The organism is Pseudomonas sp. 10-1B (assembly GCF_000935045.1).
Lineage (GTDB): Bacteria > Pseudomonadota > Gammaproteobacteria > Pseudomonadales > Pseudomonadaceae > Aquipseudomonas.
The window spans coordinates 248,498-269,901 of sequence record NZ_JYKS01000004.1; the positions used below are offsets into that span (position 1 = coordinate 248,498).

Annotated in this window: 19 protein-coding genes and 4 pseudogenes; 5 read left to right on the top strand and 18 right to left on the bottom strand. The window is 59.8% G+C overall.

Annotated features, from left to right (window positions below; genetic code table 11):
• Positions 1 to 36: 36 nt before the first annotated feature.
• Positions 37 to 1,089, bottom strand: a complete 1,053-nt coding sequence (locus TZ03_RS03005; protein ID WP_051095671.1) for a hybrid-cluster NAD(P)-dependent oxidoreductase — start codon at positions 1,087 to 1,089, stop codon at positions 37 to 39.
• A 238-nt stretch (positions 1,090 to 1,327) separates the two neighbouring features.
• Here TZ03_RS03005 and TZ03_RS03010 point away from each other — a divergent pair, with 238 nt between their 5' ends.
• Positions 1,328 to 2,566 (top strand): aromatic ring-hydroxylating oxygenase subunit alpha, encoded by a 1,239-nt coding sequence (locus TZ03_RS03010; protein ID WP_053388388.1) that lies wholly within the window; start codon positions 1,328 to 1,330, stop codon positions 2,564 to 2,566.
• Between the two features lie 195 nt (positions 2,567 to 2,761).
• On the opposite strand, the pseudogene TZ03_RS03015 reads toward TZ03_RS03010, so the two are convergent.
• Positions 2,762 to 3,602, bottom strand: a pseudogene (locus TZ03_RS03015) (tyrosine-type recombinase/integrase); the annotation flags it as partial.
• 665 nt (positions 3,603 to 4,267) lie between these two features.
• Between TZ03_RS03015 and TZ03_RS03020 the strand changes: the two are divergent.
• Positions 4,268 to 5,104, top strand: coding sequence for a hypothetical protein (locus tag TZ03_RS03020; protein WP_051095672.1), 837 nt, complete (start codon positions 4,268 to 4,270; stop codon positions 5,102 to 5,104).
• 447 nt (positions 5,105 to 5,551) lie between these two features.
• On the opposite strand, the pseudogene TZ03_RS03025 reads toward TZ03_RS03020, so the two are convergent.
• From TZ03_RS03025 to TZ03_RS31880, 4 genes and pseudogenes are all read right to left on the bottom strand, one after another.
• A pseudogene (locus TZ03_RS03025) lies at positions 5,552 to 6,235 on the bottom strand (reverse transcriptase domain-containing protein); the annotation flags it as partial.
• Entirely contained in the window at positions 6,231 to 7,328 is a 1,098-nt protein-coding gene (locus TZ03_RS03030; protein WP_051095673.1) for an IS630 family transposase, read from the bottom strand. The pseudogene TZ03_RS03025 and the gene TZ03_RS03030, both read right to left, overlap by 5 nt.
• A 52-nt stretch (positions 7,329 to 7,380) precedes the next feature.
• Entirely contained in the window at positions 7,381 to 7,707 is a 327-nt protein-coding gene (locus tag TZ03_RS31875; protein WP_374700446.1) for a hypothetical protein, read from the bottom strand.
• Positions 7,674 to 7,850: an FAD-dependent oxidoreductase gene (locus TZ03_RS31880; protein WP_201775704.1), complete on the bottom strand. Its 177-nt coding sequence runs from the start codon at positions 7,848 to 7,850 to the stop codon at positions 7,674 to 7,676. Before TZ03_RS31880 ends, TZ03_RS31875 begins: the two co-directional genes overlap by 34 nt.
• Positions 7,851 to 7,875: 25 nt before the next feature.
• Between TZ03_RS31880 and TZ03_RS03035 the strand changes: the two genes are divergently transcribed.
• The 3 genes and pseudogenes from TZ03_RS03035 to TZ03_RS28235 all read left to right on the top strand — a co-directional run bounded on the left by TZ03_RS03035 (position 7,876) and on the right by TZ03_RS28235 (position 9,123).
• Positions 7,876 to 8,469, top strand: a complete 594-nt coding sequence (locus TZ03_RS03035; protein ID WP_053388389.1) for an IclR family transcriptional regulator — start codon at positions 7,876 to 7,878, stop codon at positions 8,467 to 8,469.
• A 74-nt stretch (positions 8,470 to 8,543) separates the two neighbouring features.
• Positions 8,544 to 8,729, top strand: a pseudogene (locus tag TZ03_RS28230) (MFS transporter); the annotation flags it as partial.
• 29 nt (positions 8,730 to 8,758) lie between these two features.
• Positions 8,759 to 9,123, top strand: a pseudogene (locus tag TZ03_RS28235) (transposase).
• Positions 9,124 to 9,497: 374 nt separating this feature from the next.
• Here the strand turns inward: TZ03_RS28235 and TZ03_RS03050 are convergent.
• The 12 genes from TZ03_RS03050 to TZ03_RS03105 form a co-directional block, all read right to left on the bottom strand.
• On the bottom strand, positions 9,498 to 10,100 hold the full coding sequence (locus TZ03_RS03050) for a TetR/AcrR family transcriptional regulator (protein WP_053388390.1): 603 nt from the start codon (positions 10,098 to 10,100) through the stop codon (positions 9,498 to 9,500).
• A gap of 111 nt (positions 10,101 to 10,211) precedes the next feature.
• Entirely contained in the window at positions 10,212 to 11,081 is an 870-nt protein-coding gene (gene panC / locus TZ03_RS03055; RefSeq protein WP_051095676.1) for a pantoate--beta-alanine ligase, read from the bottom strand.
• A gap of 4 nt (positions 11,082 to 11,085) precedes the next feature.
• The gene (locus tag TZ03_RS03060) at positions 11,086 to 11,637 is read right to left on the bottom strand and encodes a glutathione peroxidase (protein WP_051095677.1); all 552 of its coding nucleotides are present in this window, start codon (positions 11,635 to 11,637) and stop codon (positions 11,086 to 11,088) included.
• A 24-nt stretch (positions 11,638 to 11,661) separates the two neighbouring features.
• A complete protein-coding gene (locus TZ03_RS03065) occupies positions 11,662 to 12,864 on the bottom strand; it encodes an MFS transporter (protein ID WP_051095678.1) in 1,203 nt (400 codons plus the stop codon).
• A complete protein-coding gene (locus tag TZ03_RS03070) occupies positions 12,830 to 13,687 on the bottom strand; it encodes a cache domain-containing protein (RefSeq protein WP_051095679.1) in 858 nt (285 codons plus the stop codon). Before TZ03_RS03070 ends, TZ03_RS03065 begins: the two co-directional genes overlap by 35 nt.
• 58 nt (positions 13,688 to 13,745) lie before the next feature.
• Positions 13,746 to 14,870, bottom strand: a complete 1,125-nt coding sequence (locus TZ03_RS03075; RefSeq protein ID WP_051095680.1) for an acyl-CoA dehydrogenase family protein — start codon at positions 14,868 to 14,870, stop codon at positions 13,746 to 13,748.
• 41 nt (positions 14,871 to 14,911) lie between these two features.
• The gene (locus tag TZ03_RS03080; RefSeq protein ID WP_051095681.1) at positions 14,912 to 15,712 is read right to left on the bottom strand and encodes a crotonase/enoyl-CoA hydratase family protein; all 801 of its coding nucleotides are present in this window, start codon (positions 15,710 to 15,712) and stop codon (positions 14,912 to 14,914) included.
• The gene (locus TZ03_RS03085) at positions 15,709 to 16,782 is read right to left on the bottom strand and encodes an acyl-CoA dehydrogenase family protein (RefSeq protein WP_051095682.1); all 1,074 of its coding nucleotides are present in this window, start codon (positions 16,780 to 16,782) and stop codon (positions 15,709 to 15,711) included. Before TZ03_RS03085 ends, TZ03_RS03080 begins: the two co-directional genes overlap by 4 nt.
• Entirely contained in the window at positions 16,782 to 17,930 is a 1,149-nt protein-coding gene (locus TZ03_RS03090) for an acyl-CoA dehydrogenase family protein (RefSeq protein WP_051095683.1), read from the bottom strand. The genes TZ03_RS03085 and TZ03_RS03090 overlap by 1 nt, the downstream gene beginning before the upstream one ends.
• Before the next feature lie 110 nt (positions 17,931 to 18,040).
• Positions 18,041 to 19,348, bottom strand: a complete 1,308-nt coding sequence (locus TZ03_RS03095; protein WP_051095684.1) for an amidohydrolase family protein — start codon at positions 19,346 to 19,348, stop codon at positions 18,041 to 18,043.
• Positions 19,349 to 19,481: 133 nt separating this feature from the next.
• Positions 19,482 to 20,759 (bottom strand): cytochrome P450, encoded by a 1,278-nt coding sequence (locus TZ03_RS03100; RefSeq protein ID WP_051095685.1) that lies wholly within the window; start codon positions 20,757 to 20,759, stop codon positions 19,482 to 19,484.
• Positions 20,760 to 20,899: 140 nt separating this feature from the next.
• Positions 20,900 to 21,403: a carboxymuconolactone decarboxylase family protein gene (locus TZ03_RS03105; RefSeq protein ID WP_177328426.1), complete on the bottom strand. Its 504-nt coding sequence runs from the start codon at positions 21,401 to 21,403 to the stop codon at positions 20,900 to 20,902.
• Between the last annotated feature and the right edge of the window lies 1 nt (position 21,404).

A 21,404-nucleotide genomic window follows, 5' to 3' on the forward strand; every position in this document is an offset into this window, starting at 1 on the left:
GTCCGAGGGTACCGGCAATCACGCGGCCCGGCAATTTCAGGCATCGATGACCACATCGCCCAGTGGCTCGCTACAGCACGACAGGATATAGCCCTCGGCGAGTTCTTCCTCGCTGATCCCGCCGTTGGCCGCGATGCGCACTTCGCCGGCTTGCTTGAGCACCCGGCAGGTGCCGCAAATGCCCATCCCGCACGCCTTGGGCAAGGCCACGCCGGCCCTGCCGGCGGCCGCGTGCACGGTCTCGCCGGGGGCGATGCGGATGCGCTTGTCGCTGCGGGCGAAATGCACCACGTGGGCCTGTTCCGTGGTGGGCTGCGGCGCCTCTGCCAACGGCACGAATGCTTCCTCGTGGTAGCGACGGCGGTCGAAACCGGCCTCGTCGAGCAGGTGTCGGACCGCTGCCATGTAGGGCGCTGGGCCGCAGCAGAAGATCTCGCGGTCGAGAAAGTCCGCTGCCATCAGCTCCAGCATCGCCCGGCCGAGGTAGCCGCGATAACCCGCCCAGGCTTCGCCGCTGCCCTGGCGCTCGCACACCAGGTGCAACTGGAACGCCGGGTTGCGCGCTGCCATATGGCGCAGTTCGCGGTGGTAGATGATGTCCCCTGGCGTGCGTGCGCTGTGCACGAACACCGTGTCGGCCCCGCTGTGGGTATCGCACAGCCAGCGCGCCATTGACATCAGCGGGGTGATGCCGACGCCGCCGGACAGCAGCAGCACCTTGTCCGCCGGGCGCTGCGTGAGGTGGAAACGCCCGGCCGGCCCGTGGACGATCAGGCCCTGGCCTGCGCCGAACTGATCGTGTAGCCAGTTGGACACCTTGCCGCCCGGGACGCGCTTGATGGTCACGGAAAACGTCGTGGGCAGGGTCGGGGAACTGGAAATGGTGTAGCTACGCATGAGGGTCTCACCGTCGATCACCAATTCCAGGGTGACGAACTGCCCCGGCTTGAACAGGAACAGGCAGGGCTGCTCGGCGACGAAGCAGAAGGTGCGGACATCCTGGGTTTCCTGGACGGTGCCCACGCAACGGACGGCATGGCGCCCCGGGCTCCAGGCCCGTGGCGCGAGGGACTGCGCGAAAGTGGTCATGGCGGTTCGGCTCTTGTTGTTGGTTGCGCCCGTCACTATCGGAACTCACCGCCGCCGCCGCAAAGGATCAATCGGCATGCGCCCATTCCGCCTTGGAATGCCCGCCCGCCTGCATGAAAAAAGGAATGCAGGGTATGCCGCGTATTCGTTTGGCGGCCCGACGCCGGCATCTTATAACCAGCGGGCGCCCCTACAACAATGAACGCCCGCGCAGGCGACCTTCAATGAGGTTTGTTCCATGACCGGCTGCAGCCACCACGCTCCCGTGCCCACCCTTTCCTTCGCTCCGCACCTGGCCGACCTCTATGGCCAGTGCCGCCGCGGCCACACCCTGCCCCAGGCGCTATACACCAGCGCCGCAGTATTCGACTTCGAGATGGAGGCGGTCTTCACCCGCGCCTGGCTGCAGGCCGGACACCTGGCAGAGGTGCCCCGGGTCGGCGACTACATCACCGTGCAACTGGGCAAGACCTCGGTGGTGATCATCCGCGAATCGGAAAGCGTGGTACGCGGCTATTTCAATACCTGCCGGCACCGCGGCGCACTGCTCTGCACTAGCGACAAGGGCTCGGCCCGGCGCCTAGTCTGCCCTTACCACCAGTGGACCTACGACCTCGGCGGCAACCTGATCTTCGCCCGCAACATGCCCGCCGACTTCGATCCGCGCCAGCATGGTCTGATTCCGGTGCACTGCGAGGTGGTGGCGGGGGTGATCTTCATCGCCCTGTCGGACGATGTCCCGGATTTCGCCGAGTTTCGTCGCCAGCTCGAGCCGATGCTCGCCCCCCACGACCTGGAAAACGCCCAGCTCGCCCACAGCGTGGTGCTGCCCGAGTACGCCAACTGGAAGCTGGTGATGGAGAACGGCCGCGAATGCTACCACTGCAGCGCGCGCCATCCGGAGTTGCTCACCGCGTTTCGCGATCCCACCGAGGACGACTACTTCGACGCCCAGCCGGACTGGATGAAGGACTTCGAAGCGGTCTGCCACGCCAATGGCCTGGTCAACGGCCCGGCCGAGGGCGCCTGGTTTGACATCCTGCGGTTCCCGATCAAGGACGGCGTCGAGTCCCTGACCCTGGACGGCCGCCTGGCCTGTTCCCGGCTGCTGATTCCCTCCGGCGAGGGCAATATCGGCACCCTGCGCTGGGCTACCGAGCCCAACGCCTTCAGCCACGCTCTGCGCGACCACGCCTTCAGCTTCGAGGCCTGGCCGATCGATGTTGGCACCACCCATGTGCGCGGCAAGTGGCTGGTGCACAAGGATGCCGTGGAAGGCCGCGACTACGAACTGGCCCACCTCACCGCGCTGTGGAACGCCACCAACGACCAGGACAAGTGGCTGGCGGAGAACAACTTCAAAGGCGTGCAGGGCCGCGGATATGTGCCAGGCCCGTTCTCTGTGAATGATGAGAAGAAAGTGATCGATTTCGTCAATTGGTATCTGGACACTGCTCAGTCCTGTCTCAGGTCCTGAGGGTCAAGCCGCTATAAGGGGCAGTCTACGGCACCGGCCGAGGTGGCGAAAACCTTGGAGACGGCGTCGAAGGGGCGCATTTCGAGGGTGACACCCCACTCCTCGGCCAAAACCTCGGCCAGGGCGAACGACACACCTTTGAAGGGCGCCTCATGTGCTTGCCTATAACCTCAAATTAATGATGAGCGCATCTTCGGCATTGGCGTCAGACCGCGCCAACACGGACGCTGTGCCTTCCAGGCGTATTGTTAAGGGTGCACTTGCTGCCTGCACATTCCCTTGCGCGCAGAGATCCAGTCGGTTCGCCCAGTCCTGCATCATTGCCCGGCGCTGCTCAACATACTCGGCGTGGTTGTACGAAGCGCTGACCCTATCGGGGTCGGCGTGTGAAAGCTGTGCGTCAACCCATGCTTTCGGGTAGCAGACCTCGTTGAGGACCGTTGAGATGGTAGCTCGCATGCCGTGCCCGGTGAGTCTGTCAGCAAAGCCCTTACGCCGCAGCGCACTGTTCAAAGTGTTCTCGCTGATGCGTTTACTCAAGTCGCTTCGATGGGCGAGCAAATGCCGCTAGCAGACTCACCACTTCGATCGCCTGAACTGACAACGGAACGGCGTATGGGGGTACCTTGGAGGCGCTGATACGGCTCTTGCGCATCTTGAGCTGCAACTGCTTGACCACCTCTGGCGGAATAACCCATAGCCCACGCTCCAAGTCGAATTGATCAGGCGTTGCCAAGCGCAGCTCACCGGTACGCACACCAGTGAGTAGCAAAAGCCAAATCCCCAAAAGAGTCTGCTGACCGCCGTGATGAGTACGGAGTTTACTTAGCAGCTGGGGCAGCTCAGCCATACGCAGGAAAGGATTATGCTCCACTGGAGGCTTCGGCATCGCCACAACGTCCAAGTCGGCCGCAGGGTTGTGCTCAAGGCCAGCGATCCGCACCAGCGCATAACGAAACAGCTGACTCAGCCAGGTCCGACACTTTTCCGCCATGGTAAATGTATCGCGAGACTCGATACGATCCAGCACTTCCATGCTCGTCTCGTGCTCCACCAAGCTCCACCGGAAAAGCGAATTGGGGCATTTCCAATTCTGGCCTCAAATCTGGCCTTGAAATTCCCGGATACTGCCGGTTTCAGTGGTTTCCGCCGGGAACGAAAAAAGGGCCATAAGGCCCTTTTTTCAACGACTTACAGACTCCCATGGAACTCTGTAGATCTATATTTGGAGCGGGAAACGAGACTCGCATCGGGCCTGCGAGCTTTTGAAAGCAAAGGATTTTCTGCCATCCCGAAAACGGGAATAGCCTTGATTCTGGACTCATTCTACGCAGCTTTCAACGGGTGCGCCCACGGCCCTATGGGAGGACCACCAAATAGGTCAGACAGATAATCCCATGTCGGGTATCTGAGCTAAGGCCTTAAGCGTACCCCGTTTTCCGCAACGAAATTAACCTGAGTAGGCACAGCTCGAAAGGGCGCCTCCATTGGGTACCCCGCTTCGGGCAGCGTAAGGCGGGAGTGCTGCTATCTGCCACCGCACCGATTACCATCAACGGCTCCCGAGTGACGACAATTTGCCATCATCGGTTGTAGAATCCTTTCCAGAAATTCCTCGCCAAGCATGATTCAGTGATGCCAGTTGTGATTAGCGTCGATTTCAGCTGGCAGTAACAACCATTCTCAAGGAAGTAGTCTGGCATGTCCGAAACGCTGAAAATCAGAATTGACTTCGCCGAAAAGCGCCAGCGTCCGGCAGATGTCTTCCAGGCTATGAGTTGCTACATCGAGGCTTACCAGGCATTTGGCCAGGTCATTGTGCATGCCTTAGGCGACACAGAGGATTTCGTGCTCCAACTGGAGAGCGTTGAGGCTGGGTCTGTTGCGAGCTTCATCAGAGCGGTACCTGGTCGCGTTAAAGAGTGGATGTCTTCAGCCATCATAGATTCAGGTTTCCAGCTTGCGGATACGCTTTCAGGCGTTCAAAGCACAGCTACTGAAGGCGAGGTCGATGCCATCGCATCAGTGCTTGAAAACGAACTGACCAAATCTGACAACCCGCAGATGATCAACCCGAAGATCGATAGGAAAGAGCTTGCTTACGCGCTGCAAAAATTCTCTGAGGCTAACAAAAAGCTTTTGCCAGAAGAAAGCGTAGAGACGTCCCTGGCGGACACTGAGAATGTCACCCCCATCAACACCCATTGGCGCTTCAATGCCAATCCGAAAAACATGTTTCTTGGCCTCACAACAAGCTTCAACGGCGTAGATCGCCTGTACGTACGAGCACCCGTGAACATTGGCAAAGGAGCATGGTCAATGGTCAGCGTCACGACAGGCAGTCGGTACAACGCCAACATCAGTGATTTGAAATGGCTTGATGACTACCAAAATGGAATGGTACGCCCGATTGGCCCGAAGGATGTGATGGAAGCCGAGGTTTCGTTCCAGCTCTACACCCCTCCTCCTGGCCAAGGCAAACCATACATTTCGAATGCAAAGGTAGTGAGAATTCTAGAAATTCACCGGAGCCGCTGATGCTGCAGCACTAGAGGTTATTCGACCATTCAACGATGCGGAGACCTCTGGTTTACTAGGCCATGAGGTAGAGCGGCTTCACGTACTGGCGGATTCGCTGAACCAGCCGTCATCGACTTTCAGGTTCTGAAAGCAGGCAAGCCACCGTCGACCATTCAATGAGGCGTTGTCACCGAGTGAAGCGTAAGACACCAGTCCTCTACCCTGACCACCCCATGTATATCGACGCGATAGACGCGCTGGAGCGCTACCACGAGGCGCAGGCTTCTCAGTGCCCTGCTGAATAAATTGAGCGGCTGCGTCAAATCGCTGAATCTCAATTCCAAGCTGTGAACGAGTATCAACTCAGGGCTTTGGGTTGGCCCTCTCGAAAGCTCCAGTGAATCGCTGGTAAGTAGGCCGTAGGGGTTTCACCTTCAGCCTCTCGCAGAACCGTACGTGAGCCTCTCAACTCATACGGCTCCCGTTGCCCAGTCGAGCCTCATTTCCATAAACATGCCAGTGCACGAACAACGATGGGCATGCCTTCTTCATTCGATTGAGCCAATCAGCACTGCGGCGCTTGTGCCCCGCCAGTGGTTTGTATTTCTGACGTGCCCAGCGTTGTAACTTCAAATCAAAGTGATTGAAGACCTTACGCATAACCGTTTTGTAGAAAGCTCCATAGTAATTCCACCATCCACGAAGGACAGCGTTGTACTGCTGCGACAGTTCCAGAAGGCTGGCCGGTGTTTGTCGCTGGATATTCCAGCTACGCGTTTGCTGACGCATCCGCTTCTGAGCTTCTTTACTGGCGCCGGGCAGGAAGCTGGTAAACACGCGTCCCTGATTACCCCACGCCTTCCGTGGTCGGAAGGTGAATCCCAGAAACGTGAACTGCGTCGTCGGGTACGTTGCTTTGCGATTACTGTCCTTGCAGTAGACGATCTTTGACTTTTCCGGATGCATGGTCAGCAGACATGCTTCCAAGCGTTCCTTGATGGCCGTCATGACCTCACACGCCTGCCTCTCGCTGCGGCAGTGAACCACCGCATCGTCGGCATAGCGGGCAAACGGACATCCCAGATAAGATCTTTGCATCCAGGCATCGAACGCATAGTGCATGAACAGATTCATCAATAAGGGACTAATGTCCTGTCTCAGATAAAACGTTCTCTTTGCTCTCGCGTGCCATTGCCTCTCGGGCACCCTGGATCTTGCGCAAGATGTCTTCACCTTTCGCGCTCCAGGCGTACCGAGAGGGTTGAGCGTTGTGCAGCGCTAAAAACGTGGTAATGGAGCTGGCCAGTTCACGTGTGGAACTGAAGCTGCCGTCGCGCAGGTAAACGGTGATATCCCGGAAGAAGCGCTCAACCATGTTCATCCAGGAGCTTGAAGTCGGGGTGAAATGCAGGTGGAATCGTGGATGCCGCTTAAGCCATTCCTTGACCACGGGATGCTTGTGAGTGGCGTAGTTATCCACGATCAAATGCAGTTGCAGACCTTTGGGGGTTTCTCGGTTGATCTTTTTCAGGAAGGCCAGCCACTCCTGATGCCGATGCTGGGTTTCGATGCTGCTGATCAGCCGACCTTGCAGATAGTCCATGGCGGCGAACAACGTTAGCGTGCCGTGGCGGACATAGTCATGGGTTTGCGTGCGGATGTGGCCGATGCCCAATGGCAAGCCTGGTTGCGTGCGTTGCAGAGCTTGAACCTGGCTCTTTTCATCGCAGCAGAGCACCAACGCCTTATCCGGTGGCGCCAGGTACAGGCCGATAACGTCCCAGAATTTTTCTTCGAACTGCGGATCATTGGACAGCTTGAAGGTGCGGGTGAGGTGCGGCTTGATGTCGTTTGCAGCCCAGATCCGCTGAACGCTGGCAGGAGAAATACCAGCGACACGCGCCATGCTACGGCAGCTCCAGCGTGGCTGACCGATGCGCGGTTGAGTGACCTGCTCAAGTGTTCGCTGCAAGGCTTCGGCAGGCAATGAAGGCTTGCGGCCTCGCCCCGGCAAATCTACCAAACCCTGAAGACGCAGTGCTTGAAACCGCTTGCACCAGCGGGTGACGGAAACTACGGAGAGGCCTGTCAGCTCAGCGATTTCATTACGTGAATGACCTTGAGAGGCCAGCAAGATTACACGCGCTCGACGGCCATCGCGCTGGCTGATGGTGGCAGACCGAACTCGTCGGTTCAGTTCAACTTGTTCATCGTCACTGAGCACGATGTCTTGAGAATTCATCGCTCCACCCCGCGTCCTGTTTGACCAAGGAAGCGTAGCTCAAATGGAATACTTATTTTTGAGACAGTACACTAGCGTGCGGGCAATGGCGAACCCCTGGATCATTTCCGTGACCTCTTCGCCCCACCATGTGCGCCCCAGCAACTCGCCATCGTTGGCATCGAACACCAGTTTGACGAACCCTGTGGCCGCCCCCCATGGCAATGGCCTTACCGTTGGCCAAAAACGGAAAGCGTCCCACCTTGACTGTATTGCCCCGCGCCCGAGCCTGAGTTTCCGTCAGGCCCATGCTGGCAACCTGAGGATAGGCATAGATGCACTCCGGATGTTCTGCGACTGCAATGGCTAAGACTGCTGGCCCGCGATCTTTTCGACGCAGATCATGGCTTCATGGCTGGCCTTGTGCGCAAGCCAAGGCGACCCTGCCAGGTCACCAATGGCAGACACCCCGGGCTCGCCGGTCCTGCAGTAGTCGTCGACCACCACGTGGTTGCGCCCGACCTGCACGCCTGTACCCTCCAACCCGACGACCCATTACCTGCTCACGGTGAAACTCGCCTCACTGGGACTCACCTACCTGGCCTCCAGCGGCATCATAGATGCCACCCAGCCGCTGCTGGACGAACTGGCCCAGGAAACCGGCGAGCTGATCCGGCTCGCGGTCATTGAAGAAAACCAGTTGATTTGGGTCGCCAAGTCCCAGGGAGCCCGGAGCGGGCTGCGCTACGACCCGGATGCCGGTGCCGATGTCTACCTTCCGGCAACCGACAATGGCCTGGCCTGGCTGGCCGCCGAGCCTGAAGAGCGAGCCCTGGAGCTGATTGCCGAACAGGGCATGGAGCGGGCACAAGGTATGGGCCCCAACGCACCACGCACCCTTCGAGAACTGATGGAGCGGATAGAAGAAACCCGCACCAGAGGCTATGGCGTGGTCCGCGACGTGTATGAGCCCGGCACCAGCGCCATTGCCACGGTCATCCGCCATGTGGACGATGGACGACCGATCGGCACGGTCAGCATCGCCGGGCCGTCCGTACGCATGACGCCCGAGAAAGTCGAAGCGGTCGCCCCTCTGCTGCAGGAGTACGCCAAGCGGCTGGCGGGGCTGAGCCTGGTCTCGCCCGCATTCAACAACCGCTGACCCCAATAAGGATCGCATCGGTGACACTTCCAACCACGCAAGCCCCCAGTGTCACGACCGAGACCGGCCTCAGCATGCAAACGCGCCTGATCGCCTGGGTGGTCGCGGTGACCTTCTTCATGGAGAACCTTGACGCAACGGTGATCGCGACCGCCCTGCCCACCATGGCCGCCTTTGGCGTCACGCCGTTCGACCTGAACGTGGGGATCACCGCCTACATTCTCGCCGTGGCGGTCTTCATCCCCCTTTCAAGCTGGATAATCAGTATTACTTCGGTGCCAAAGCCCATATCGGTGTCGATGACGAGTCGGGCCTGGTGCACAGAGTGGTTGTCACGGCGGCCAATATTGCGAACGTCACGCAAGTCGGCAAACTGCTGCACGGTGAGGAAGCCGTGGTCTGCGCTGATGCGGGTTACACCGGGGCCGAGAAGCGTGAAGAGCACGCGGGACGTGAGGTCATTTGGCAAATTGCAGCCCGACGCAGCACTTACAAAAGCATGGAAAACGCAGTGCCCTGTACAAAGCGATACGTAAGATCGAGAAGGCCAAGGCTCAGGTTCGAGCCAAGGTCGAGCACCCGTTCCGGGTGATCAAGCACCAGTTTGGCTATGAAAAAGTGCGTTTTCGGGGCTTGGTCAAAAACACCGTATAGATGGTGACGCTGTTCGCTCTGTCGAACCTGTGGATGGCACGTCGACATTTGTTGGCGAACGCAGGAGAGGTACGCGTGTAATACAGAAAATGGCTGCTGCGCAGTGGCCGATGGGCCCGAAAAATCAAAGAGGATCGATCAAATCCTGGCGTGCGTCGTTTTTTGAAGTGCTGACCGCTCGATAGCCGGATAATATCCGGCTATTTCAGACCATCCCTAGTACAACTCGCTAACCGCCATATTCTAACTTGCTAACAAAAAGCCCCGTGATGCATGCCGCGGGGTATTCCGCAAAAGTTACGACAGTTCGCCCCTCCGACAGGAAATGCCGGTTCGGGTATTCGATCTGCAAACGGCGTTGTACGAAGCCCCAGTCAGGCAACGGTCGCACTTATCGCACCATTGATAATACGGGTCAGCTGGTCAACCTCATCCCTAGGCGATGAAGCGGCCTCGCCGCGGTCCCAAAAGTGCGAGCCCTGCAGCATGCCAATGATTACCACAATTAAAAGATCGAAGCGGTGATTGAAAGTATGCCCCTTGGCAGGCTGACCGGCGATCACCGACTTCAGGCAGCGGGCATAATCCTCCACTAGGGATTTGATATGTTCTTGCTGCTCGGTAGAGAGATTGATCATCTCGCGATTGATCAGGATCATGCGCTTGCCCTCACGCTTCTGGAAATCCAGCGACGCTTGGACGAACAGCCGTATACGCTCATTACGAGTTTTGCCCTGCTTGACACTGGTGCGTGTATTGGCCAACAGGTCGTCCAGCGCTTCTTCCATCAGCTCGTAGAGCAGCGACTGTTTGTTCTCTATATGATTGTACAGGGACCCCGCTTGCATCCCGAGGCAGGATGCCAGGTCGCGCAGGCTGGTTGATTGATATCCCTTCTGGGTGAATAGTTCAAGCGCGGCTTGACGCACGCGCTCGTGTGTTTCAGCGTTGACATGCGATGAAGAGACTCGAGACATTTGTTTTCTCCGCTCGCAGTTGGTTGTTGCATCTAGAGGCGTAGAGGGCCATACAAGCGACGGGCAAATCGCGCAGTAGATAGCGCCTGTAGTAGAGAATCCGACTCCCATTCAAGGGACAGCGACCGCTGGAACGTGAACATCGACCACAAGGTTGTCGATAAGCCGCGTCTTACCTAGACGAGCTGCGCCCAGAATCACCCAGTGGTCGTCATCGTGTGTCGCCGGTTCCAAGCTCTGCGCGTTTCTGACCTCCAGGTACTCAAGCTCGAACCCTGCTGCCTCTAACCGCTGTCGGCAACCATTCAAGGAGGGACCGACCTCCTGCCCTAGCTTTAGCAATGAGGCTAGGTCCACCAGGCACTTGTGCAGCAACGGCGCCATCGAACGTTGCTCCTCACTCAGATAGCCATTTCGGGAAGAGAGTGCCAAGCCGTCCTGGGCACGAACTGTCGGCGCCCCCACGATCTGTGTCCCTATGTTGAGGTCTCGCACCATTGCACGGATGACCGCTAACTGCTGGTAGTCCTTTTCACCAAAGATCGCCACGTCCGGCTGGACAACATTCAGCAGCTTGATGACCACCGTTGCCATGCCATCAAAATGGCCAGGGCGCGAGGCGCCACACAACCCTTGAGAAACTCGCGGCACCCTGACGAGAGTGACATCCTGCATTCCATCCGGGTACATCTGTTCGACGGTGGGTGCAAACAGCACATCGCATCCTACAGCCGTCAAGCGTTCCTTGTCGGCTTGCAGCGTTCTGGGGTAATTGGCCAGATCTTCGCCAAGCCCGAACTGCAGGGGGTTGACGAAGATACTGACCACCACGACGTCGGCCTTCTGCTTGGCCAGCTCAACCAACGCGATATGCCCGTCGTGCAAGTTGCCCATGGTGGCCACCAGCGCTATCGTGCTGTGTTCGGCACGCAGGTGCCCAAGGTGTGTGTGAAGCGCCTTGACCGTACCTATTGTCAGCACAGATTTATACCCCACTGGCCAACTGAGCGTCGATTGCTTCGAGCAAGCGTGGGTCGTCAGCCGCCACATCGGGAGCGAAACGGGCGACAACCTTTCCCATCCGGTCTACTAGGAATTTCTCGAAATTCCACAGCACGTCCGTGCGGTTATCAGCCACGATGCCATAGCCCTTGAGCCGCTCCCTGAATGGGCCTTCACCAATCGTCTCGGGTTGCGCAGCCGTGAGCTCGGCGTATAGCGGGTGCCGATCTTCGCCGTTGACCGACAGCTTCGAGAACAGCGGGAATTGTATGCCGTAGTTCAACGAGCAGAACTCGGCGATTTCGGTGTCGCTGCCGGGTTCCTGCTCCTTGAAATTGTTAGCTGGGAAACCCAACACCTGCAGCCCTTGGTCTTTCTTGCGCTGATAGAGTTTTTCCAAACCTTCATACTGTGGGGTTAGCCCGCACTTCGAAGCCACATTGACCAGCAATAGAACTTTGCCGCGATAACGGCCAAGGGTGCTGGCTGTGCCATCGATCTGCTGCAAGGGAATATCGTAAATGGAATTGCTCATGATTACTGCCCCTAAAGATTGAGTTCAACGGTGGGAAGAACTGGATTTCCAATACAGGTGAAGAACTAGCCCCCCAGCGCTCCCTGACAACAGTGCAGACCAAAGGAACACCCAAGCGTAGCCGTAGCCTGCAGCAACCAGGCCCAGCGCCGGCCCAGCCACCCCGACTGCGACGTCAAAAAACAATGAAAGTGCACTGAGCGCCAAGGTTCGGTTAGCCGCAGGGATCATCGCCAGAGTTTCCATGCCTAGCCCTGGATAGACCCACGACACGCCGATGCCAGTGAGGGCGCCCCCTGCGATCACCAGTGCCGGTGACGGCGCCAGCCCGACCAGCAGCAGGCCGCTCGTCTGTACCAGCAGGCAGCCAGCAACCACCGTATAGCCGCGCAACCGGTGCAGAATGCCCGGCGATGCCAGCCGCGCCACGATGAAACCCGCACCAAACCCGCTCAGACAAAACGCCGCACCCTGCCAACCCAGGCTGTCGAAATACAGTGCTACAAATGCCATGAGCCCACCGTATCCAACCGAGCTGCACACGAGCACAATCCCATTGGGCAGCACCGCCAGCAGTACCCGATGAAAGGCCAGCCTCACCCCAGCCACTACCGGCGCCGGGCGCTTGCCCAGGGCCATGAACACAAATACCAAGCCCAGCAGAGCACTGCACAGCCCGACACTGGCAATGCCGAACGTATTGCCCAGTAACCTTCCCAACGGCGCGCCAACCGCCACACCGCCATAGGCCGCGATGCCGTTCCAAGACATCACCTTGGCGGTGCTAGGTACACCGTTCAGGCCAATCGCCCAGGTACAGCAGGGCGTGGAGATCATGGCGGTACACAGACCCAAGATGATCCTGCCCAGCACCAGAAGCACCAGGCACAGCGACACTGGAGCCAGCAGCGTAAGCGCAAGCCAGGTCGACAGACCGCTAGCGATCAGGCCGCCGAGCCCGCAGAGCACCGAGCACCTGGCCCCAAAGCGGTCTGCCACGCTGCCAGCCAGCGGCCGTGCGAGCAATGTCGCTACGTACTGCACACCGATCACCGCGCCAGCCAGCACCGCGCCCAAGCCGAGGTCATGCAGCACGAAGCCCGGCAGCACCGCCAGCGGCAAGCCGCTGCATATGTACCCGATGAAGTTGAAGCAGATGATCGAAAGGATCTGCGCATTGGGATGCGCCGGCCTACTGACCGCTGTAGTATCCCAGCGCAACCACATACCCGTTTACCCGCTGCAATAAGGTTTTCTTGAACTCGTTCTGCCCAGTGATGGGGTTGCGCCACAGGTAGTCGAGTTCACCGGTTTCATGCTGTTGCATTTGCCGCAACATAGCCTCGCCAATCGGCTGGCCATCGGTGGAACGCAGCGACTTGAAATCCGTACCGATCAGGCGCGGCAGGAAGCCGTGGGCAACGAAGCGCTGGCTCTTGATGTCCACCACGAAGGCATACAGGTCATCCTGGGTGAGCTCTTTGTCGTGCTGGTTGATGAGGGCAAAGGCCGCGTTTGGGTCCTTGTGCACTTGGTCCACGACCCGCTGCAGCAGTTCACGGGCCCGTTCAGGGCTGGAGCGCGGCATGTAATAGCCCACGGAGATCACCCGCTCGCCCACCCGTTGATAGAACACGCGCTTGCGCTCTACCTTGGCATGTTGCCAGTTCCACCAGCGATACTCGGCGCTGCGCACGGTGCCATCAGCGGGCTGCTCCATAGCTTGGCGAAACGCGGCCTTGAGGTCGTCGTCCAGCACGCTCACCACCGGTTTGCCGACCAGCGACACCGATGGCCCGCCGCTGGCCAGCATCACCCCAGAGGTATCGACCACGTAGATATACAACTCGCCATCGACGAACGCACCCTGGCGGCTGAACTCGGCCAGGGCGTTATCGCCGCTGGCCTGGTAACGGGCCACCGCCTTCGCCAGCAGTGCACGAGCGCGCTGGCTTTCAGCATCGTAGACGTCACTCGACGGCGGCTGCGCCATGGCGAACAAGCAAGCAAGACACAAGCAAACACCTGTGAACGCTCGATAAAGGCTCATTGTTTTCATTTCTCCGGTGACTTTACGGGTAGCACTGCCACGCCCTGCCCGTCGGCGCCTACAGCGTGCGACCGATAATCTCTTTCATGATTTCCGAGGTACCGCCGTAGATCCTCGCAACACGCGCATCGACCCAGGCCCGGCTGATCTTGTACTCGCTCATGAACCCATAGCCGCCGTGCAGTTGCAGGAACTCGTCAAGTAGCTTGCCCTGCATCTCCGAGCCCAGCAGCTTGGCCATGGCCGCCACATCCGCGGGCAGCTCGCCGCGCATGACCTTGGCCAGGCAATCATCGACAAATACTCTCAGCATGGTGAACTGCGCCTTTGCTTCGGCGAGCTTGAAGCGGGTGTTCTGGAAATCCAGCACCGGCTTGCCGAATACCTTCCGCTCGCGGGTGTATTCGATGGTCTCTTCCAGTAGCGTCTGGATCGACTGTGCGGCGCGGATCGCGATGATCAGGCGCTCCCACGCCAATTGGTGAGTCAGGTACTTGAAGCCCTGCCCCTCCTCGCCGAGCCGGTTGCCGGCAGGCACCCGCACATCGTCGAAGAACAATTCGGCGGTGTCCTGGCCCTTCAGGCCGATCTTTTCCAGCAACCGCCCCTTGGAGAACCCCTGGCGCTCTTCTTCGACGCAAATCAGGGTGAGCTCTTTGGCGCTGAGGTCGAGCTTGGTTGCGGTCACCATCAGGCCGGCATTGCCCCCGTTGGTGATGAAGGTCTTCTGCCCGGAAATGATGTAATCATCGCCCTCCCGGCGCGCCAAGGTCCGCATCGAGCGCAGGTCGCTGCCGATACCCGGCTCGCTCATGGCGATCACGCCAATCAGCTCGCCGCTGACCATCCGGGGCAGCCAGCGCTGTTTCTGCTCTTCGCTGCCGTAGGCGACAATGTAAGGGGCAACGATCTCTGAGTGGGTAGTAAACCCTACCGCGGTGGCATTGGCCCGCGCCAGCTCCTCGATCATCACGGCCGAGTGGCCAAAGTCCCCGCCAGGCCCGCCGTACTCCTCGGGCACGGTAGAACACAAAAGTCCGGTCTCCCCCGCCTTGAGCCAGAGCTCCTTGGGCACTATGCCGTTCTTTTCCCACTCATGCAGGTAGGGCACGATCTCGCGATCGACGAACCGGCGCGCTTGTTCGCGGAACATGTTGTGGTCTTCACGGAAAACGCCACGCATCTTCAATACTCCAAAATTCCGTCGGTTGTGCCTTTATGCGGTCACCGGTCGAGGTAGTCGGGATTTCGCTTTTCGACAAACGCCGAAACGGCTTCTTGATGGTCTTCAGTGTGGTGGGCCAGCGATTGATAAGCCGCCGACAGCTCGAGCAGTGAGTCCAGGCGCATGTGCTGCCCTTCGCGCAGCAAGCGCTTGCACAGGCGCAGCGAGTGCCCCGGGTTGCTGGCGATGCGCTCGGCCAACGAACGCGCTTCAGCCATCAGCGTCTCGTGTGTGCACACCTGCTCCACCAGCCCCCATTCCAGGGCTTTGACCGCATTGATGGTGTCGCCGGTAAAGGACATCAGGCTCGCCTTGGGAACGCCGATGATCCGCGGCAGCAACCAGGCGCCGCCATCGCCCGGCACGATACCCAGGCGTACGAAGCTCTCGGCGAATACCGCCGAGGTGGATGCCAGGCGGATGTCGCACATGCAGGCAAGGTCCAGGCCCGCGCCAATCGCGGGCCCGTTGACGGCGGCGATAACCGGAATGTCCAGGTCGTACAGCGCCAGCGGAATGCGCTGGATGCCGTCACGGTAGGTGTTGCGCAGCTCATAGGGCGAGCCTGCAAAGATGCCGGCACGCTCGTGCATATCCTTGACATTGCCGCCGGCGCAAAAGGCGCTGCCATTGCCGGTCAGCACCATGACCCTGGCGGACTTGTCGCGGCGCAATGCGGCGCACAGATCGACAAACTCCTGGATCTGCTCCGGTGTGGTCAGGGCATTGCGGGTGTCCGGGTGGTTCATGCGCACAGTGACGATACCGCCCTCGCGCTCGATCTGAAGAAAAGGGTTCATAGTCGATTGCTCGCAAGGCCGGTCAAGGGTTGCTCGCTGTGGTGGGTCAACAACGGCCAGTACCCGTCGCTGCCACCCTGGCAGATTTGTGCGCCCAGGCGTTGGCTCCAGAGGCTGGCCGAGCCAAACTCGCTGCGCCATGCCCACAGCCTTCGGCTGAGCAGATGAAGGGGGTATTCCTCGGTAAAGCCGATGGCGCCGTGTACCGAATGGGCGATGCTGGCGCCGACACTCGCGGCGTCGGCGGTACTGATTTTCGCTACGGCGATGGTCAATGCCGCGAGCCCGTCGTCGGACTCGCAAAAGGCCGCTTCAGCGGCAATGCTGGCAGCGGCCGTCTGCTCGGCCAGTACCGCCAGCTGTTGCTGGATCGCCTGGAACGACCCGATGGCCTTGCCGAACTGCTTGCGCTCTCGCGCATAGTTGGCGGTCATGTCCAGCAACGCATGCAGCGCCCCGGCGGTCTGCGCCGAGCGCAGCATCGCGCCCCCAAGCTCCAGGACATCGACACCGAGCCCGTCTGGCAGGTGTGCGTGGGCAACTACCCGCGCACCGCGGAAGACCAGATCATCGCGCGGTTCTCCCGCCACGTTGAGGCTGGGGGTGAGTTCGCAGGCCGTGCTGCGTTGCAGCAACACCACCTGCGGTGTACCTGCATCGGTCGTGGCGACGGTCACCACGGCATCTACATTGCGCCCCCAGGGTACGGCGCGGGCGGTGCCGCTGACGTGTCCATCGGTCAGGGTCAAATCGGCATGGGCGGCGATGCTCAAGGCGCCCTCGCGCCCTTCAAGGCCGGCCTTGCTCAGCAGCCAGTTGGCCAGCAAGGCCTCGCCCAGCGGGGCCGGCACCGAATAGCGCCCGGCGGCGCGGACCATCACATAGATATCCGCCCAGCTGGCGCCCGCGCCGCCCAGCGCTTCGGCGGTGCCCGCTAGGGTAAAGCCTGACTCATCGAGCGCAGACCACAGCTCGGCTGGCCACTCGCCGCCCTCGCAGCCAAGCACATAGGCCGGGGTGGCCAGGTCGGCAAACAGGCGTTCGATCATCGTCTCAAATAGTTCGCGCATTATCGCAACTCCAGGCCCCGGGCAATGATGCCGCGCAGAATCTCGCGCGTACCGCCACGCAGTGAAAAGGACGGCGCCATCTGTGTCAGGTAAGCCAGCACCCGTGCGTATTCGCTGCCACCCTCCTGTCGCGGCTCGGTGTCCAGCAGCAGTTGCGCGACTTCCGGCAATTCCTGTTCAAACACATTACCCAGGTCTTTCACGCAAGAAGCGGCCCACGCAGGATGTTCGCCTGCAGCCAGTTGCGCGGTGACGGACAGCGACATGTTGCGCAATGTGAGCAGCTTGGCCGACAGGCGTCCCACCTCCCGTGCCTGCAAGGCATCCGGCGCCTTGCCGAGTGCGTCGATCAAGGCAGTGAGCAGCGCCATGCAACTGAGAAAGCGCTCGGGGCCGCTGCGCTCGAACGCCAGTTCGGCGGTCACCTGATCCCAGCCCTTGCCTTCACTGCCGATCAACGCGTCGGCCGGCAAGCGCACGTTGTCGAAGAACACTTCGTTGAAATGTTCGCCGCCGGCCAAGTCGCGGATCGGCCGGATGGTTATGCCGGGCAGGCTCAGGTCGACGATGAATTGCGACATGCCCTCGTGGCGCGCGGCCTGCTTTTCGCCGGTGCGCACCAGGGCAATCATGTACTGCGAATGGTGGGCGTTGGTAGTCCAGACTTTCTGCCCGTTGAGCAGCCAGCTGTCCCCCTCACGGACTGCATTGCTCTTGATGGACGCAAGATCAGAGCCGGAATTGGGCTCGCTCATGCCGATGCAGAAGTAGCTTTCACCCCGGCAGATGGCAGGCAAGTAGCGCTGTTTCTGTTGTTCCGTACCGAACCGATTGATCAGCGGCCCGCTTTGCCGGTCGGCGATCCAATGGGCCGACACCGGCGCACCGGCAGCCAGTAGTTCCTCGATGATCACGTAGCGGGCGAACGGCCCCGCCGCAGCGCCGCCGTAGGCTTTGGGCAACGCCATGCCGACCCAGCCGCGGGCGCCCAGCTTCTTGCTGAAATCGGCGTCGAAACCCATCCATGAATGGGCACGCAAGGTCGGCGGGGAATCGGCCAGGTGGACCTGGATGAACTCCCGGACTTCGGCACGAAGCGCCTCGGCCTCGGGAGGGATGGAGCTGTAGCTGAATTGACTGATGGCCATATGCGCTCTCTAACGCTGAACACAGGCGCAATCGCCCCGCTTGAGGCGACCACAGAACCGCCCCCTTGCTTCAGCCGCCGATGCGCGACACCTGAAGCAAGGTGGGCGACTTACAACGCGGTTTGCGCGTCAGCCTGGGCGAACATCGCATTGATGTCGCCGGAGGTGACAGGCTTGTTGTCATGGCGTCCATGGTCGGCGCCGCCCAGGCCCAGGGCAGGCTCGATGCTGACGTGTGTGGCCTGGGCCCGCAGCGCACCCACCGTGCAGTTTTCGCGACCGTGGATGGAGAATGGGTCGAAGGAAAACTCGCGCATCGCATTCAGATGGGTGACCTTGTCGATGACGTCCTTGGAGAGGTGTTGCAGCCCTTCCCAGGCGGTTTCCGGCGAGTTGGGCCATGTGCAGTCGGAGTGTGGGTAATCGCTCTCCCAGGTAACCATGTCGGCGTTGAGGAAATCCAGGTTTTTGAGGCCGAAATTGTCCTCAATGAAACAGGTGATGAAGTGCTTGTTGAAGATATCGCTAGGCATCTTCCCGCCGAAGTTGGAGTTGGTCCAGGCGTTGTGATGGCGGTGAGTGAAGTCGGCACGCTCCAGCAGATAAGGCACCCAGCCGATGCCCCCTTCGGACAGGGCCATGCGCAGGTCGGGGAATTTCTTCCACATTGGCGCCCAGATCCAGTCGGCCGCCGAATTGGCGATGGAGATGGGCATGGACGTGATCCAGGCATCGATAGGCGACATGTCAGACGCATGGTTCGCTTTCACGCCAGTACCGATATGGCAGCAGATGACCACCTTGTTGTCGCTACAGGCCTTCCACAGTGGGTCCCAATAGTCGCTGTGAATCGACGGGTAACCATGGATGGCCGGGTTATCCGACAGCGAAACGGCATGCACGCCTTGCCGTGCCAGGCGCTCGACTTCAGCGGCAGCGGCCTTCATGTCCCACCACGGTACGATCATCAGCGGGATGAAACGGCCCGGAGCGGCGTTGCACCAGTCGTGCAGGTGCCAGTCGTTATAGGCCTGGATTGCAGCCAGCGACACGGCGCGGTCGCCGTGCACCTGAAAGCGCTGCCCGGCAAAGCCCGGGAAGGTGGGGAAGCACAAGGAGCCCAGTACGCCGTTAGCGTTCATGTCGTCGACACGGTCCTTGATGTTCCAGGTGCCACGACGCATCTGGTCGTAGCCCAGCGGCTCCATGCCGTATTCCTCTTTCGGCCGGCCGACTACCGAGTTCAAGCCCATGTAGCCGGTGGCCTGCTCTTCGAACACCCAGACGTCGCGCTCGCCTTTCTTGACCACATGCGGCTCGCGCCCCTTGAAGCGGGCCGGCATATGGCGGGCAAAGGCATTGGGCGGCTCAATCGCGTGGTCATCGACACTGACGAGAATCAGATCTTCAACTTTCATGGCTATCCCCTTCGCATTCGGGCTTGTTGTTGTGAATGAAGCATAGAGCAGATTCAAACAGAATTAAACACTTTTTTTATTTGTGTTCATATTTAGTCGAATGCAAGGCTGTCAGCGACGACCAGGGGCTGCTTCAATCCCACAGCACATGCAGGTAATGCGGACCGCGCAGCTGCGCGCCTACTATCTGCGGCGCGGGTTTGCTCGGGTCTAGGCGGATGTTGGGCATCAGGTCGAGAATCGCGTTCAGCGCGCAGTTGATCTCGGTCTTGGCCACGAATTGGCCGATGCACATATGCGGACCGAAGCCGAAGCCGAACGAAGGCTTCGGTTTGCGATCGATGTCGAACACGTCGGGGTGTTCGAAGGCGTCTTCGTCGCGGTTGGCGGAGCTGACAATGCACTGCACCATCGCCCCTTGCGGGATAGGTACATCGCGGATCTGCAGGTCTTTGGCGGCCTGGCGCACCTTGAAGGTGGCCACGGGCTCGAAGCGCACCGCTTCATCGATGGCCTTGTTCACCAGGCTGCGGTCATTGCGCACCCGCTCCAACACCTCGGGGTGCTGCAGCAGTAGAGACATCAGGGTGCCGAAGGTGCGGGTGGTGGTTTCACTAGCCGCAGGCAGCAGCGACCGCACGAAGGTCGCGATCTCATGATCATCCAGTGATCGGCCCTGGTATTCAGCCTGGATCAGGCGGCTTATCAGGTCATCACCCGTACCACCCTGGGCACGGCGCTCCGCTACCACGTCCTTGACCACGTCATACAGCGCCTGAGCCGCCTGCATTGCCGCGCCGCGTGCGGAAGCGGCCTTTTCCGGGTCCACCTGGGGCCCCGCCAGGATCGCCAGTGCCCAGGCCGCATACTGCTCGATCTGCTCTGGCCGGTCTTCGGGAAAGCCGATCAGCGAATAAATCACACGGATGGGGAAATACAGCGCGAAGTCCATCAGATCGGCCGACCTGGCCGACACCATGGGCTTGAGGTATTCCTCGCGAATCACCCGGTCGATCCGGGTTTCCTTCCAGCGGTTGACGGTATCGGGCATGAACACCGGCTGCAGCAGGCTGCGGATGTTCTTGTGCGCCTCGCCATCCATCGCGGTCAGGATCAAGCCATCGAAAAAGGCACCCAGACCCTCGGCGATAAAGCCGCTGGTGAAGTTGCCGGCATCACGCATCACAGCCATCACGTCGTCATACTTGAACAAGGTGAAGGTGGGCCGTGTGGCATCCAGCCCGGCGATGGACGGCACCCCGAGGCGTGCCATGAAGTTGTCTTGAAGGACGGGGGAATTGGCGCGCATGTCACGGTAGGTCGCGTGCAGATCGATGTCGCTGGTACCCCGGTAATTGCTGGCTACATCGGTGAATGCCTTGGTCAGGTCGCTTTGTGCCGGTGTGGACATGATCATCTCCTGTTTTATTGTCATTATTTTTTATCAGGCCGTGGCAGAGCCCCTATACGCTGGGTAATGGTAGGCCTTATTTAACTACAACTGAACAAATATGACTTTTTTGATCACCAAACATGAATGCGTGACAATTTTCAATAGGCCTGGTGTACCAGCGTCATGCGTCCGCCTGCCAGCATCAGCGCGCAGTACATTCCCAGCTCGGCTATCTGGCCGGCAGAAAAATAGGCTTCGAGCCGTCTGAAATGCTGGTCGTCGATGGCCAGATAATCGCTGGCGAACAACTCAGCGTAGTCCAGCGCCGCCCTTTCCTCAGGGCTGAATTGCGCGCTGTCGCTGGCCATGCAGGCGATGTCCTGTTCTGTGACGGTGTCCGACTTGCGCGCCAACTGGCAGGCCTGGCAGGTGGTGATGCTGGCGATCTTCAGGCGCACCATCTCGCGCAAGCGCTCGGGCAGCAGGCTGTCGCTATGCAAACTTTCCATCAGCTCTAGCCAAGCCAAAGCGGCCGCGGGACGGTGCGCCCAGACCTGAACTGGGGTGACGGAACTGAGCATGCGGCTACGTTGCCCACGCTCGACCGCGTCCTGCAACGCGGCCGGCATGTCACCGAGGGCAACCAGAGGCAGGCGGGCCACC